Here is a 12,693-nt window from a genome sequence, read left to right on the forward strand (position 1 = left end):
CGAGACCTTCGGCCATGACGACCAAACCGATTACCGGTGCGGGATGTCGGCTGAAGCGCCCCCGCATTCTCAGCTGACAGGCCGGAGACCTTGGAGCTGAGAAGAAATGATCACCACGATTTTGCTGAGTTTCGGCGCGCTGTTTCTCGCCGAACTGGGCGACAAATCGCAGCTGATGGCCTTGACCTTCACGCTGCGCTATCGGTGGTGGGTCGTGCTCAGCGCCATTACGGCGGCCAGCGTCCTGGTGAACCTCATTGCGGTCGGTGTCGGGCATTTCCTCGGCGCCGCGCTGCCCACGAATGTCATCGCCGCGTTCGCGGCCGCCACCCTGATCATCGTCGGCCTGTGGACGCTGCGCGAGACCCTGCCGGGCCACGCCGCCGCCGACGAGACGGAATCCGCCGCACCGCAGGCCAAGTCGCGGTCCGCCTTCTTCGTGGTGCTGTCGGCGTTCCTGCTGGCCGAACTCGGTGACCGCACCATGTTCGCGACCATGGCCCTGGCCACCAAGAACGGCTGGCTGGCGGTGTGGATCGGCTCGGTGGTCGGCATGGTAGCGGCCGGTGGGCTGGCCATTCTGATCGGCGTGACGGTCGGCAAGCATCTGCCCGAACGGCTCATTGCCATCGGCTCGGGTCTGCTGTTCCTCTACTTCGGCGCCATGACGCTGCTGGACGCCTTCGCCGCGGGCCTCGGCACGCCCGCCGTGCTCACACTCGCCGCGGTGCTGCCCGCGGTCGCGGGGCTGGCGCTGGCGGTGCTGCGCCGCCGCGCCTCACGCGCCGAGCGGCGCGCTGCCGAAGAGTTCACCGCTGCGCCGGATGAGATCGAGCAGCGGCTCGCGTAGCGAGCGCAGGCCGTCCAGATCGCCGACCGCGACCCGCGCGGTGACCATGGCGCTCAGCGCGGCCACCAGGGTCTGGCAGGCGAAACGCTGCTCCTCGGTCTCCGCGCCCAGGGTGTCGGCGACCATGGCCACGAAGGTCTCCTGCAACTGGGTGCGGCGGGCAATGGCCTCCGCGCCGACCGCGTACACCTCGACCAGGAACAGCCGGGCGTAGGCCGGTTGTGCGGCAAGGGCATCCAGATAGGCGGTGAGCAGCCGCTCGATGCGCTCGACCTGGGTCTCGTCCGAGGGTCCCTCGGTGCTGGCGGCGAGCACGCCCGCCAGCAAGAGTTCCACCGTCCGCTCGAAGGCGGCCTCGAAACAGTGCTCCTTGGAACGGAACTGCTCGTAGAAGGTCTCCCGGGAGACGCCCGCGCGCTTGATGACCGCGGCGACCGGCGTTCCGACATAACCGTTCTCGGCCATGGCCTCGGCCATGGCGAGCAGGATGCGGTCGCGCTGGGCCGCGACCACGGTCTCCCGGGGCAGACCGTGGTCGCGGGGCAGCTGGCGGGCGGTGACAGCCGAATCGGTCATGGGACTCCGTTGGGCCGGGGACGGTTAGGCGAGCTTCCTCATTCTGCGCGGACGGGCCGGCTGCTCCGTCGTGAAGGCCGTCTGCTCGGTCCGGGCGATATCCAGGCCGGGGGCGACGCCGTCGCGCAAGGAGTATTCGATCATGCGCTGACTGATTGCGCGGAAATTCAGCACCATGCCCACCCAGAACGGCGAGACCACGCGGCGGGAGCGGCGCGCCAGGGCGCGTTCCATGGCGTCGATGGCCGGGCCGAGCGGGGCGATGCCGGAGACCGTGGAGCGGCCCAGAATGCTGCGCGCGGCCTCGGTGTCGAAGCCGCGGCTGGTCATATCGGTGTCGAGTTCGGCGAAGTAGGCGACGCCGACCTTGGCGCCGGTATGGCGCAATTCGATGCGCAGGGTCTGGCCGAGGGCGTCCACGGCCGCCTTGGACGCGCTGTACGCGCCCGCCAGGGGTAGGTGGACGGCGGCGGCCAGCGAGGACACCAGCAGGATGTAGCCGCCCGGATGCGCGATGTGCGGGCCCGCGGCGCGCAGGGTGTAGTACGCGCCCAGGACATTGACGGTGAGGGTTTCCTCCAGCACCACCGGATCGCCGCCGAGCAGCGGAAGCTGTTTGGCGATACCGGCATTCACCACCACGGCGTCGAGGCCGCCCAATTCCTCGGTGAGCGAGTTGACGACCCGCTCGATCTGCGCCAGATCCCCGATGTCGCAATAGCGCCACGGCGCATCGCCGCAGTCGGCGGCGACATCGGCCAGCAGGGCCTCCTCGATGCCGAGCAGGGCGACGCGGGCGCCGCGGGCGTGCAGCTGGCGGGCCAGACTCGCACCGAGCCCCCGGGCCGCGCCGGTGATCAGAATGCGTTTTCCGGCGACGAGCGGGGCGGGACGGAAGAGACCACGGCGCGAACGTCGGGCCGTGCTGGCGTTCATGCGATCGACGGTACCACTGACGAACAGTTCTGTTCGCAAACTTCACGGTCGTCTTTCGCGCACACATACCCCCGCCCCGAATCATCCGGGCAAACGCCCCCATTAGGGTGCCTACTGACGGAGGGCCAGTGAGAGGGCGCTCCACGTCTGAGAGGACCAGATCACCGTGGAGATTTCGGGCTCCGCCGCCATCGTCACCGGAGGTGCGTCCGGGCTGGGCGCGGCCACCGCCAAGCGTTTCGCCGATGCGGGCGCCACCGTGTTCGGGCTCGACCTGGCGCAGTCGATCGAGCGCGCCGGCGATAGCGTTCCCGCCGGTGTCACCCTGATTCCGACCGATGTCACCAGCGCCGACGAGGTGGCCGCCGCGGTCGCCACCGTCGTCGAATCCGGTGTGCCGCTGCGCATTGTGGTCAACTGCGCCGGTGTGGGCTGGGCGGGGCGCATCCTGTCAAAGAACGGTCCGCACGATCTGGAGCTGTTCCGCACGGTGATCACCGTGAACCTGCTCGGCTCCTTCAATATCATGCGCCTGGCCGCCGACGCCATTGCCAAGACCGATCCGGTCGACGAGTACGGCTCGCGCGGCGTCGTCATCAACACCGCGTCGGTCGCGGCGTTCGAGGGCCAGATCGGCCAGATCGCCTACTCCGCGTCCAAGGGCGGCGTCGCCGGTATGACCATTCCGGCCGCGCGTGACCTGGCGCAGTTCGGCATTCGCGTGAACACCATCGCGCCCGGCATCATCGACACCCCGATGCTGGCCGGTGTCACCGAGGAGTACCGCAAGGGCCTCAAGGCGGGCGTTCCGTTCCCGTCGCGTCTGGGCCGCCCGGACGAGTACGCGCAGCTGGCGCAGTACATCACCGAGCACGACTACCTGAACGGCGAGACCATCCGCATGGACGGCGCGCTGCGCATGGCGCCGCGCTGACGCTGGGTCTTGGGGGCTCCGCCCCCAAACCCCCGAAGTAGAGGGGGAACGGGGGCTGCGCCCCCGAACCCCCTTACCCGGAGAGCAGACAAGGCCCGCACCGGAATCCGGTGTGGGCCTTGTTTTTCAGGCGGGTTGGGGCCGAGGCCCTAGTTCACCGCGCTGGTGTTTCAGTGAGGGCGAACGGCCGCGGCCTGCGGACCCTTCTTGCCCTCGGTGATCTCGAAGCTCACGGCCTGGCCCTCTTCGAGCTGGCGGTAGCCGTTTCCTTCGATCTCCGAGTAGTGAACGAACACGTCGGGGCCGTCCTCGCGGGCGATGAAGCCGTAGCCCTTCTCCGCGTTGAACCACTTGACGGTGCCCTGAACCATTACCTTCTCCTGACGAGGCATTTCAACCACCGCGGTCGCGGTGGTCCGGTCGATCAGAAGGCGGCTTACTACTTGCCTGGCAAGAGGAAGCGACGCCCGCACAATGTTCCGCGCGAGCATGTTGAACACGAACGCTAAAAACTTACGACCAAGACGTACAACGTACGCGTCTTGGAAGAGTTCCCGAAATCGATGCGGGATAACGAGCGTCACATTTGCGCCACGTCGGTCATGACCGAAACCCGCAGGCGCGGTTCGCGGCTGCCCGGCGGAGTCGACCCGCCGGGCAGCCGGACCTCAGAACTTTGCGCAGTTCACAGGGTGCGGGCGAGGCGATCCGAGAGAATCCGGGCGAAGTGCGCCGGGTCCTTCAGCTCGCCGCCCTCGGCGAGAACGGCTGTGCCGTAGAGCAACTCGGCCGTCTCGGCGAGTTCAGCGGGCTTGTCGGCCGCGTCCGCCACCTGCGCGTAGGCCTCGCGCAGGCCCGTGACCAGTGGATGCACCGGGTTGAGCTCGAGAATGCGCTTGGACTCCGGGAGTTCCTGGCCGGAGGCCCGGTACATGCGCTCGAGCATGGGTGTGAAATCGAACACGTCGCCGACGACGCAGGCCGGGGAGGTGGTCAGGCGCGAAGTCAGGCGGACCTCCTTCACGCTGGCGTCGAGGGCCTCCCGCATCCAGCCGAGCAGACCGGCGAAGTCCTTCTCCTGCTGTTCGCGCAGCGCCTCGGACGCCTTCTTCTCGTCCTCGGACTCCAGATCCACCTCGCCCTTGGCAATGGACTGGAACGGCTTGCCGTCGAACTCGGGCACCGAGCCGACCCACATCTCGTCGACCGGATCGGTCAGCACGAGCACTTCCCGGCCCTTGGCCTGGAACGCCTCCATGTGCGGGGAGTTCTCGATCTGCTGCCGGGACTCACCGGTCATGTAGTAGATGGCCGACTGGTCCTCGGGCATGCGCTCGATGTACTCGGCCAGACCGGTCAGCTCGGTCTCGGAGTGCGTGGACGCGAAAGACGAGACCTGCAGGATGGTTTCGCGATTGTCGGTATCGGAGAGCAGACCCTCCTTGAGCACCCGACCGAACTCCCGCCAGAAGGTCCGGTACTTCTCCTGGTCCTCGGCGCCCTTGAGGTCCTTGACCGTCGACAGCACCTTCTTGACCAGGCGCTTGCGAATGGCCCGGATCTGCCGGTCCTGCTGCAGGATCTCGCGGGAGACATTGAGCGACAGGTCCTGCGCGTCCACCACGCCCTTGACGAAGCGCAGGTACTCCGGCATCAGCTCTTCGCAGTTGTCCATGATGAACACCCGGCGGACATAGAGCTGCACGCCGCGCTTGTGCTCGCGGGTGAACAGATCGAAGGGCGCGTGCGACGGAACGAACAGCAGCGCCTGGTATTCGAAGGTGCCCTCGGCCTTCATGGGGATGATCTCGAGCGGATCGTCCCAGGCGTGCGCGACGTGCTTGTAGAACTCCTGGTACTCCTCCTCGGAGACCTCGCTCCTGGGGCGGGTCCACAGGGCCTTCTGGGAGTTCAGGGTCTGGGTCTCGGTGATTTCCTTCTCGGTCTTCTCCTCGCCCTCACCGTCCATGACGGTGCGCGTCACATCCATGCGGATGGGCCAGGCGATGAAATCCGAGTACTTCTTCACGATCTCGCGGAGCTTCCACTCCTGCGTGTAGTCGAAGAGGTGATCGTCCTCGTCGGCGGGCTTCAGATGCAGCGCCACCGTGGTGCCCTGCGGGGCCTCGTCCAGCTCCTCGATGGTGTAGCTGGAGCTGCCCGCGCTGGATTCCCAGCGGGTGCCGCCGGTTTCGCCCGCTTTCCGGGTGGTGAGCGTGACCTTGTCCGCCACCATGAAGGTCGAGTAGAAGCCGATGCCGAACTGGCCGATGAGCTCCTCGGCCTGCTGCTGATCGCCGGACTTGGCTTCGAGCAGTTGCTTGCGCAGCTGCGCGGTGCCGGACTTGGCCAGGGTGCCGATCAGATCCACCACTTCGGCGCGCGACATGCCGATGCCGTTGTCGCGCACGGTGAGCACCCGGGCGTCGGAGTCGACGGCCAGCTCGATGTGCAGATCGGAGGTGTCTACCGACAAGTCCTTGTCGCGGTACGACTCGAGCCGCAGCTTGTCCAGGGCATCGGACGCATTGGAGACGAGCTCCCGCAGGAAGGTGTCCTTGTTCGAGTAGACCGAGTGGATCATCAACTCGAGAAGTTGATGGGTCTCGGCCTGAAACTCCAGGTGTTCGACGTGTTCGGTCATGAAGCGATACTACGACGGGCGAAATCGGCGATGGCCGGAACCTCGGCATCGGCCCGCTGGGTCATCCACTCCCGCAAGGCCTTCGTGGCGAGCACATCGTCCTCGTTGTACTCCAGAATGCGGGTGCGCTGCGACATGTCCGGTTCGCCGCCGTCGTAGGCGACCGCCAGGCGATACCAGGCCATGGACGCCTCGCCCCCGGCCTCGGCGTCGCGCCAGGCGAATCCGGCCACGGGCGCGATCTTCTTGAGCCCCTTGCCGTTCGGGCAGATGAACTGTTCGGAGACGGCCTGGAACATGTCCACCCACTGCGGGCCGTCCACGAACTGCTGCACCTGCTTCTCGGTCGGGATGCCCGGCATACCGGCGAAGCGGCGCGCCGACTCGTAGAGCCACTTGTCCTCGGCGGTGCGGGAATAGCAGTAGGCGGCAAAGGTTTTGCCGTTCGCGGCGGCCTCGGCGCGCACGCCCATGAGCCAGGTCCAGAACTCGGCGAAGGAGCGGCCCTCGTCCCGGGTGGGCAGCGGATCCCAGGTGACGAACGGGCGGTAGACGCCGTCCAGGAGGGTGCCCCACAGGTAGGCGCCGTACTCCTGGAAGCTCTCCAGGTCCACGTCCACCTCGACATCGGCGCGCTGCACCCGCACCTTCTCCACGCGCCGCACCAGCGGTGCGCCGGTGGCCCAGGCCCGCGCCGTCACAACGGTTTCGGTGAACGGCTCGTACTGCCAGTCGTCGGGATCGTCACCGGTCCAGGCGGCCAGATCGTCGATGGTCTCCACACCGTGGCGGCGCAGCACCTCGGCGCGCGAGCCGGGGGCCACCAGACTCACATCGCGATGCTCGGACAGCCACTGCGAGCAGCTGGGCTTACCCTCCTCGGGGGTGCGGCTCCACCACGGGCACTGGCGGCATTCGGGCACCTTGGACGGGACGGTCGGCAGTTCGCCGCGCACCACCGCGATGCGGTCGGCATAGCGAATGTCGTAGTCCTCGAGGACGGCCCCGATGTCGTGCACCAGGATCCGGTCGAAGTGATAGCCGATGGCGCCGCCCACCAGCGCCGGGCTCGCACAGCCGTGCCGCTGCAACATGCGGTAGAGATGCGCGAGCCGCTGCTGATCGCGCGGCTGCGGGCGGGTGCGCACATGCCGGTCCGGCTTCGGATCCCAGTGGTGCAGATCGCTCGTCGCCGGGTGGTAGTCCGCCGGATCGGGCTGGCGCGGATCGGTCACCTTGTGGTTCACCACGATGATCGGGATGTACCCGCCGCGATCGGTGTCCCGCATGAGGATTTCGCAGCCGCCGCGGCGGCCGGTATCGGATTCCTGCGGCAGCAGCCCACCCCAGATCCAGTCGGCGCCGTCGGCCATGGCCGCCATGGTCGCCGCGGCCCGCTGCCCCGCCGACATGCCGGGGTCGATCACGAGCCAGCGGTCCGGATTCGCTCCGACCAGCGTGTCCCGCACATTCGATCGATGCGCCGCCGCGGCCTCGCGCCGCTGCTGCACCCCCGCGTCCTCCGCGACCCCGGTCAGCACTCCCGGATGCGTGGCGTCCAGAAACAGCCGGTGCCGGCACCCGATCAGCGAGCGCGCGTCGAGGAACGCAGTCCGCTCACCATGGTCACCGATGCCCGAATACACACCCGCCAGTATGGCGGTATCCCCCGACATGACTCCCCTCCCGCCCCGGCGAAGACCCAACTCTCGGGACTCTCGGGGGCTTCGCCCCGGAAACCCAGGGACATTCTGGGCTCCGGACCCGAACCCGACTTTCCGACCCGATAGGGTGGGGCAAACTGTGTTTCATGGGCGGACAGGCATATCCCCCGGCCCTATGCTGCCATGGCGAACCAGCATGACGGAGGCCATTTATGGGGTTGTTCACCAAGCGCAAGAAGCGGGTCAGCCGCCGAGCCGAGGCGAAAGCCCTCAAGCACAAGGCCGCGATGGAGGCCAAGCTCGGGGCGCGCAACGAGCGCAAGCGCAATCGCAGCGAGGCGCGCACCCAGGAGAAGGTCGCCAAGGCCGAGATCGCGAAGCTGCAGGCCGAGGAGAAGGCCGCGCTCAAGCTGGCCGCCAAGGCCGAGCGTGATCCGTTCAGCCCGGCCCAGGTGAAGAAGTATCTGAGCGTGGCCCGGATCCTGCTCCCGGTGCTGGCGCCGCTGGCCTACCGGGCCGCCACCGTGGTGCGCGGTCAGCTGGGCATCGGCGTGACGCAGCTCGGCGAATTCTCCGGTCCGGGCGCCAAACTCCAGGCCCGGCTGGCGAATGTGGAATCGACCCTCGCCGAGGTGGAGCGCAAGAACCCGAACGACGCAGACACCAAGAAGTTCGCCGCCGCCACCCGCGATCGCCTCGACAGCCTCGCGGCCGCCGTCCGCACCGCGGCCCAGATGCCGGTGCAGCGCCGCCGCGCCGTGCACGCCTCCATCTCCAACGAGCTCTCCGGTATCGAAGCCGATGTGCTCGCCCGCCTCGGCGTGAACTGAGCGCCGTGCGCCGCCGACGACGAGACGACGGGCGGGCCGAATCCGGCGCCGTGCGCGGCTGTCTCGCGGGGGCGGTGATGGCCGCCCTGGCGGTGGCCGGGCACGGGCTGGCGGGCGGTGGCTATCCCGATTCGGCCGGATTGACCGTCCTGGTGCTGGTGGCGGCCGGAATCGGAACGGCGGCGGCCGGATTGCGCACGCCCGGTGCGTTGTTCGCATTGATGGCGGCAGCGCAACCGGTCTGCCATGTGGCGTTGAGCGGCCTGGCTCACAGCGGGCACGGTTCGGCCGCAATAGATTTCGTGACCGACGGCGCCATGGCGGCGGCGCACACCGCGGCGACGGTCGTGTTCGCGCTGTTGATTCTGATCGCGGAGCGGCTGTATGCGGTTGTCTCGCAGGCGATTCGGGTGGTGTCGGCGCGGCCCGCCGGGGTGCCGGTGCGGACCGGGTCGGCGCGCTGGGCGCATGCCGCACCCGCCCTGTGCGGGCGGCTGGTGCGCGGCGGCTTCGGGCCGCGGGCGCCACCGGTTGCGGCGTGACTCCCATTCACCCGTAACCCTTTGTCAGAAAAGGCAATCCATCCATGCACACCTCACTTTCGCGTGGGCTCGTCACGGTCGGTGCGACCGTGGGCCTCACGCTGCTGGGCGCGGGCATCGCCGCCGCCCATGTCTCGGTGGAGGCGCCCGGCGCCGAGCAGGGCGGGTACTCCGTCGTCACCTTCAAGGTGCCGACCGAATCCGATACCGCGTCCACCACGAAACTCACCGTCGCCGTGCCGAATCTGAAGTCCACGCGCACCGAGCCGCTGCCGGGCTGGTCCGCCAAGGTGGAGCGGAACGACAAGGGTGAGGCCACCTCGGTCACCTGGACCGCCGACCCCGGCAATCCGGGTGTGGGACCGGGCCAGTTCCAGCGCTTCGTGCTGTCGCTGGGCCCGCTGCCCAAGCAGGAGACCGTGAGCTTCGCCGCCACCCAGACCTACAGCGACGGCAAGGTCGTGAACTGGGATCAGCCCGCCACTGCGGACGGCAGCGAGCCGGAGCATCCGGCCCCGTCGCTGACGCTGGCCGCGAGCAATGGCGGTGACGACCACGGTGTCGGCACCGCCGCGGCCACGGAGGAGAAGTCCGAGGACACCACCGCCCGCTGGCTGGGCGGTATCGGCCTGGCGCTGGGCGCGCTGGGCGCCGCGCTCGGTCTGGGCGCCGTGATCCGGAGCAAGAAGGCATGAGGCGCAAGGTTTTCGCCGGTCTGCTCACCGGCCTGCTGATCACCGGTTTCGCGCTGCTGGGCGGCGGTGTGGCGAACGCGCATTCGGCCGCCATCGGCTCCACCCCGGAGAACGGGGCGCAGATCGACACCTCGCCCGCGCGGGTCAGCGTCACCTTCAACGAGGATCTGCAACAGAGCTATCCGTCCATGACGGTCACCGGCCCGGACGGCAATCTGTGGTCCAAGGGGCAGCCGCTCATCGAGGGCGCCACGGCCAGCATCGAGGTCGGCGAACTGGGACCCGTGGGCGAGTACACCATCGCCTACCGCGTCACCTCCGCCGACGGCCATCCGGTCAGCGGCACCCGCAAGTTCGAACTCACCAAGGCGGGCAACGGAATTCCCGGACCGAAGGCCGACTCCTCGGCCAAGTCCGGCGGTTCCGACGGCGGCGGCGTCCCGCTGTGGGTGTTCATCGCGGGCGCGGTGGTGCTGTTCGGCGGCGGTCTGGCCTTCGCCCTGCTCGGCGGTAAGGGCAAGCAGCGCAAGTGAACCGGTCCGACCGCACCGATCGCCGCCGGGAACCCGGGACGACCGGCTCTACGCTGCGCTGGCTGCTGCTGGTCGTTCCGCTCGGCCTGGCCGGTGCGGGTATCGCCTGGGCGCTGGCGGCCGCCGATCCGGTTCAGCCGGAGGCGCCCGCCCGGGTGCTCGCGGATATCGCGGGCGCGACGGTCCTCGGCCTGGCGGCGCTGCCGCGCCTGCACGAGCGGCTGACGCCGTCGTGGCGGCCGCTGGCGGTGCTGGCCGGGCTGTGGGCGGCGACCGAATTCGCCATGCTGGCGCTGGAAGCCGCCGAGGTGCAGGGCATTCCGGTCGCGCGCATGGGCGCGGGCCGGTTCGGCGAGTATCTGACCACGGTGAGCGGCGGTCAGATCGGTATCGCCATTCTCATCGGCTGCGGTGCGGTGGCGGTCTACAGCGCCTTCGCCTATCGCAATCCCGATCGGGCCACCGTCGATCTGGTGCTGGTGTTCGCCGCGGTGACGGTGGCGCTGCGGCCGATCACCGGGCATATGTCGCAGCAGATGTTCGGTTCGGTGCTGGCGGCCGTGCACGCGCTGGCGGCCTCGGCCTGGTTCGGCTTGCTGCTGGCGCTGGCATTGACGGTGCGCACGCGGGGCGAGTGGGCGGCGGTGCTCCCCCGGTATTCGGCGTGGGCGCTGCCCCTGGCCGCGGCGGTGGCGCTGACCGGTGTGGTGAACGGCCTGATCCGGGTGGGCGGTCTCACCGCGCTGGCGACCACCGGCTACGGCCGCATCCTGCTGGCCAAGACGCTGTTGCTGGCGGCGCTGCTGGGGCTGGGCTGGTGGTGGCGCACCCGCTGGGTGCCGCGGGCGGCCGAGCATCGGATGACCGCCGAATCCTCGTTGCGCCGTGCGATTTCCGAAGTGCTCGCCATGGCGGTAGTGTTCGGTCTGGCCGCGACGCTGGCTGTCACCGCGTGATCTGCGCCTCTGTCCGCCTCCCGTGAGAGGCATACCGAATTAGAACACGTTACAGTTTTGCGCATGACCGAAGTCAAGATCGTCGCGGACTGCGCCGCCTCGGCCGAATCCGCCTTCGCCTATGTGAACGACTACCGGCACCTGCCGAAATTCATCAATGAGATCAGCGCCTTCACTCCGCTCACCGAGCAGACCGAGGGCGTGGACGCCACCTTCGACGGCACCATCTCGCTGGACCCGGTGACGCTGCATTCCACCATCAAGATCGTGCGGCACGAACCGGGCCTCGCCATCGGGGTGAAGTCCATCAAGGGATTCGAGATCGAATCCACCTTCCTCTTCCACGACAAGGGCGAGGAATCCTGCACCATCGACGCCATCGTGGACTACAAGGTCCCAGGCGGCCTGGCGGGCAAGGTGCTCGGCAAGACCATCGAGCCGTTCGTGAAGCTGGCCGTGAAGGGCTCCACCAAGAACCTGGTCACCCAGGTCGCCGCATTCCACACCGCGCGCACCAGCGCCTGACCTACGGGGTCGTCAATGACGCCGACCCCCGGAGTTGTCCCCCACCGCGCCACCGGGGATCCTGGGCACATGCCCGAACGCACCACGCCGAGTCCGCTGGAACGGATCGGCTACGTCTGGGGCCGCACCCTCCCGCCCGCCATGCGGGGATGGGTGCTCGAGGATCTGACCGGGCCCGGCGCCACCCGGCGCTATCTGCTGCGGATTCTCATACCGATCATTCCGGTGCTCTGCCTGTTCCTGCTGGTGCCCGGACCCGTGTGGATGGGGCTGGCCATGATGGCGCTGCTCTACATTCCGCTCATCTACTTCACCGCGGCGCTCATGTACGTCTATCGCAGGCATCGGCTCATCAAGCACGGACTGGATCCCGCACTCGCCGATATCGATCGGCGCACCCGCGAGGCCGCCGACCGCCGCGCCTACGAACAGCGGCACGGCCGGGCCTGAACGATCTCTGTGGTTCCGGTCTCCGTTGCGGCGGCGAACCGGTTTCGGGAATACGCTCGGTGGGAAGACATTGTTGCTTCGGGTTCGTGGGAGAGCCATATGGAACCTCACTGGGCCGCCGCACATTTCCGCGCGGGGGATGACGATCGGGACCGGGTGGTGGAAGCGCTGAAACAGTGCTTCACCGAGGGGCGGATCGACGCAGACGAGCTGTCGGATCGAATCGGGCTGGCGCTCAATGCCAAGACCTACGGCGATCTGGAACGCGTCATGACCGGATTGCCGGCGGTGCGGCTCGGGCCGGCCGTCTATCCGAATACGCCCATGTTCTACGGCCCGCAGCCGCCCAGACCGCAGGCCAGGGCGAACGGTATGGGGATCGCCGCCCTCGTCCTCGGCATGTTCGGCATCGCCTGCGGCATCACGGCGCTCCCGGCCGTCGCGCTCGGATCGGTGGCCCTGTTCCTCGATTCGCAGCGCGAGGACAAGGGGCTGGCCATCGCCGGTGTGGTGCTCGGCGCGGTCTGGGCATTGCTGTACGGCATGTGGCTGTTCTGA

General features: G+C 68.3%; 15 protein-coding genes. 10 read left to right on the forward strand and 5 right to left on the reverse strand.

The window, feature by feature from the left end; genetic code table 11:
- The first annotated feature begins 106 nt into the window (after window positions 1-106).
- A complete protein-coding gene (locus NC4_RS03885; RefSeq protein ID WP_067532278.1) occupies window positions 107-850 on the forward strand; it encodes a TMEM165/GDT1 family protein in 744 nt (247 codons plus the stop codon).
- On the opposite strand, the gene NC4_RS03890 is transcribed toward NC4_RS03885, so the two are convergent.
- On the reverse strand, window positions 779-1,426 hold the full coding sequence (locus NC4_RS03890) for a TetR/AcrR family transcriptional regulator (RefSeq protein ID WP_067532280.1): 648 nt from the start codon (window positions 1,424-1,426) through the stop codon (window positions 779-781). The genes NC4_RS03885 and NC4_RS03890 overlap by 72 nt on opposite strands.
- Window positions 1,427-1,450: 24 nt before the next feature.
- A complete protein-coding gene (locus NC4_RS03895; RefSeq protein ID WP_067532283.1) occupies window positions 1,451-2,362 on the reverse strand; it encodes an SDR family NAD(P)-dependent oxidoreductase in 912 nt (303 codons plus the stop codon).
- Between the two features lie 166 nt (window positions 2,363-2,528).
- Between NC4_RS03895 and NC4_RS03900 the strand changes: the two genes are divergently transcribed.
- Window positions 2,529-3,296, forward strand: a complete 768-nt coding sequence (locus tag NC4_RS03900) for an SDR family NAD(P)-dependent oxidoreductase (RefSeq protein ID WP_067532285.1) — start codon at window positions 2,529-2,531, stop codon at window positions 3,294-3,296.
- Window positions 3,297-3,466: 170 nt separating this feature from the next.
- Here NC4_RS03900 and NC4_RS03905 read toward each other — a convergent pair whose 3' ends face one another.
- From NC4_RS03905 to NC4_RS03915, 3 genes are all read right to left on the reverse strand, one after another.
- A complete protein-coding gene (locus NC4_RS03905; RefSeq protein WP_033085228.1) occupies window positions 3,467-3,667 on the reverse strand; it encodes a cold-shock protein in 201 nt (66 codons plus the stop codon).
- Window positions 3,668-3,981: 314 nt separating this feature from the next.
- Window positions 3,982-5,940 (reverse strand): molecular chaperone HtpG, encoded by a 1,959-nt coding sequence (gene htpG / locus NC4_RS03910; RefSeq protein WP_067532286.1) that lies wholly within the window; start codon window positions 5,938-5,940, stop codon window positions 3,982-3,984.
- The gene (locus NC4_RS03915) at window positions 5,937-7,616 is read right to left on the reverse strand and encodes a TM0106 family RecB-like putative nuclease (RefSeq protein WP_084528428.1); all 1,680 of its coding nucleotides are present in this window, start codon (window positions 7,614-7,616) and stop codon (window positions 5,937-5,939) included. The genes htpG and NC4_RS03915 overlap by 4 nt, the downstream gene beginning before the upstream one ends.
- A 200-nt stretch (window positions 7,617-7,816) precedes the next feature.
- Here NC4_RS03915 and NC4_RS03920 point away from each other — a divergent pair, with 200 nt between their 5' ends.
- The 8 genes from NC4_RS03920 to NC4_RS03955 all read left to right on the forward strand — a co-directional run bounded on the left by NC4_RS03920 (window position 7,817) and on the right by NC4_RS03955 (window position 12,693).
- Window positions 7,817-8,434, forward strand: coding sequence for a DUF6474 family protein (locus tag NC4_RS03920; RefSeq protein ID WP_067532289.1), 618 nt, complete (start codon window positions 7,817-7,819; stop codon window positions 8,432-8,434).
- Between the two features lie 5 nt (window positions 8,435-8,439).
- Window positions 8,440-8,976, forward strand: coding sequence for a hypothetical protein (locus NC4_RS03925; RefSeq protein WP_157554244.1), 537 nt, complete (start codon window positions 8,440-8,442; stop codon window positions 8,974-8,976).
- A gap of 44 nt (window positions 8,977-9,020) precedes the next feature.
- Window positions 9,021-9,671 carry a YcnI family copper-binding membrane protein gene (locus NC4_RS03930; protein ID WP_067532295.1) on the forward strand — a complete coding sequence of 217 codons (651 nt, stop codon included), beginning with the start codon at window positions 9,021-9,023 and terminating at the stop codon, window positions 9,669-9,671.
- On the forward strand, window positions 9,668-10,204 hold the full coding sequence (locus NC4_RS03935) for a copper resistance CopC family protein (RefSeq protein ID WP_067532297.1): 537 nt from the start codon (window positions 9,668-9,670) through the stop codon (window positions 10,202-10,204). The genes NC4_RS03930 and NC4_RS03935 overlap by 4 nt, the downstream gene beginning before the upstream one ends.
- A 53-nt stretch (window positions 10,205-10,257) precedes the next feature.
- Window positions 10,258-11,160 carry a CopD family protein gene (locus tag NC4_RS03940; RefSeq protein ID WP_067532428.1) on the forward strand — a complete coding sequence of 301 codons (903 nt, stop codon included), beginning with the start codon at window positions 10,258-10,260 and terminating at the stop codon, window positions 11,158-11,160.
- A gap of 63 nt (window positions 11,161-11,223) precedes the next feature.
- Window positions 11,224-11,685 (forward strand): SRPBCC family protein, encoded by a 462-nt coding sequence (locus tag NC4_RS03945; protein WP_067532299.1) that lies wholly within the window; start codon window positions 11,224-11,226, stop codon window positions 11,683-11,685.
- Window positions 11,686-11,754: 69 nt separating this feature from the next.
- Window positions 11,755-12,135, forward strand: a complete 381-nt coding sequence (locus NC4_RS03950) for a DUF5313 family protein (protein ID WP_067532304.1) — start codon at window positions 11,755-11,757, stop codon at window positions 12,133-12,135.
- 99 nt (window positions 12,136-12,234) lie between these two features.
- A complete protein-coding gene (locus NC4_RS03955) occupies window positions 12,235-12,693 on the forward strand; it encodes a DUF1707 and DUF4190 domain-containing protein (protein ID WP_067532307.1) in 459 nt (152 codons plus the stop codon).

Origin of the sequence: Nocardia crassostreae (assembly GCF_001613405.1) — a bacterium.
Classification (GTDB): domain Bacteria; phylum Actinomycetota; class Actinomycetes; order Mycobacteriales; family Mycobacteriaceae; genus Nocardia; species Nocardia crassostreae.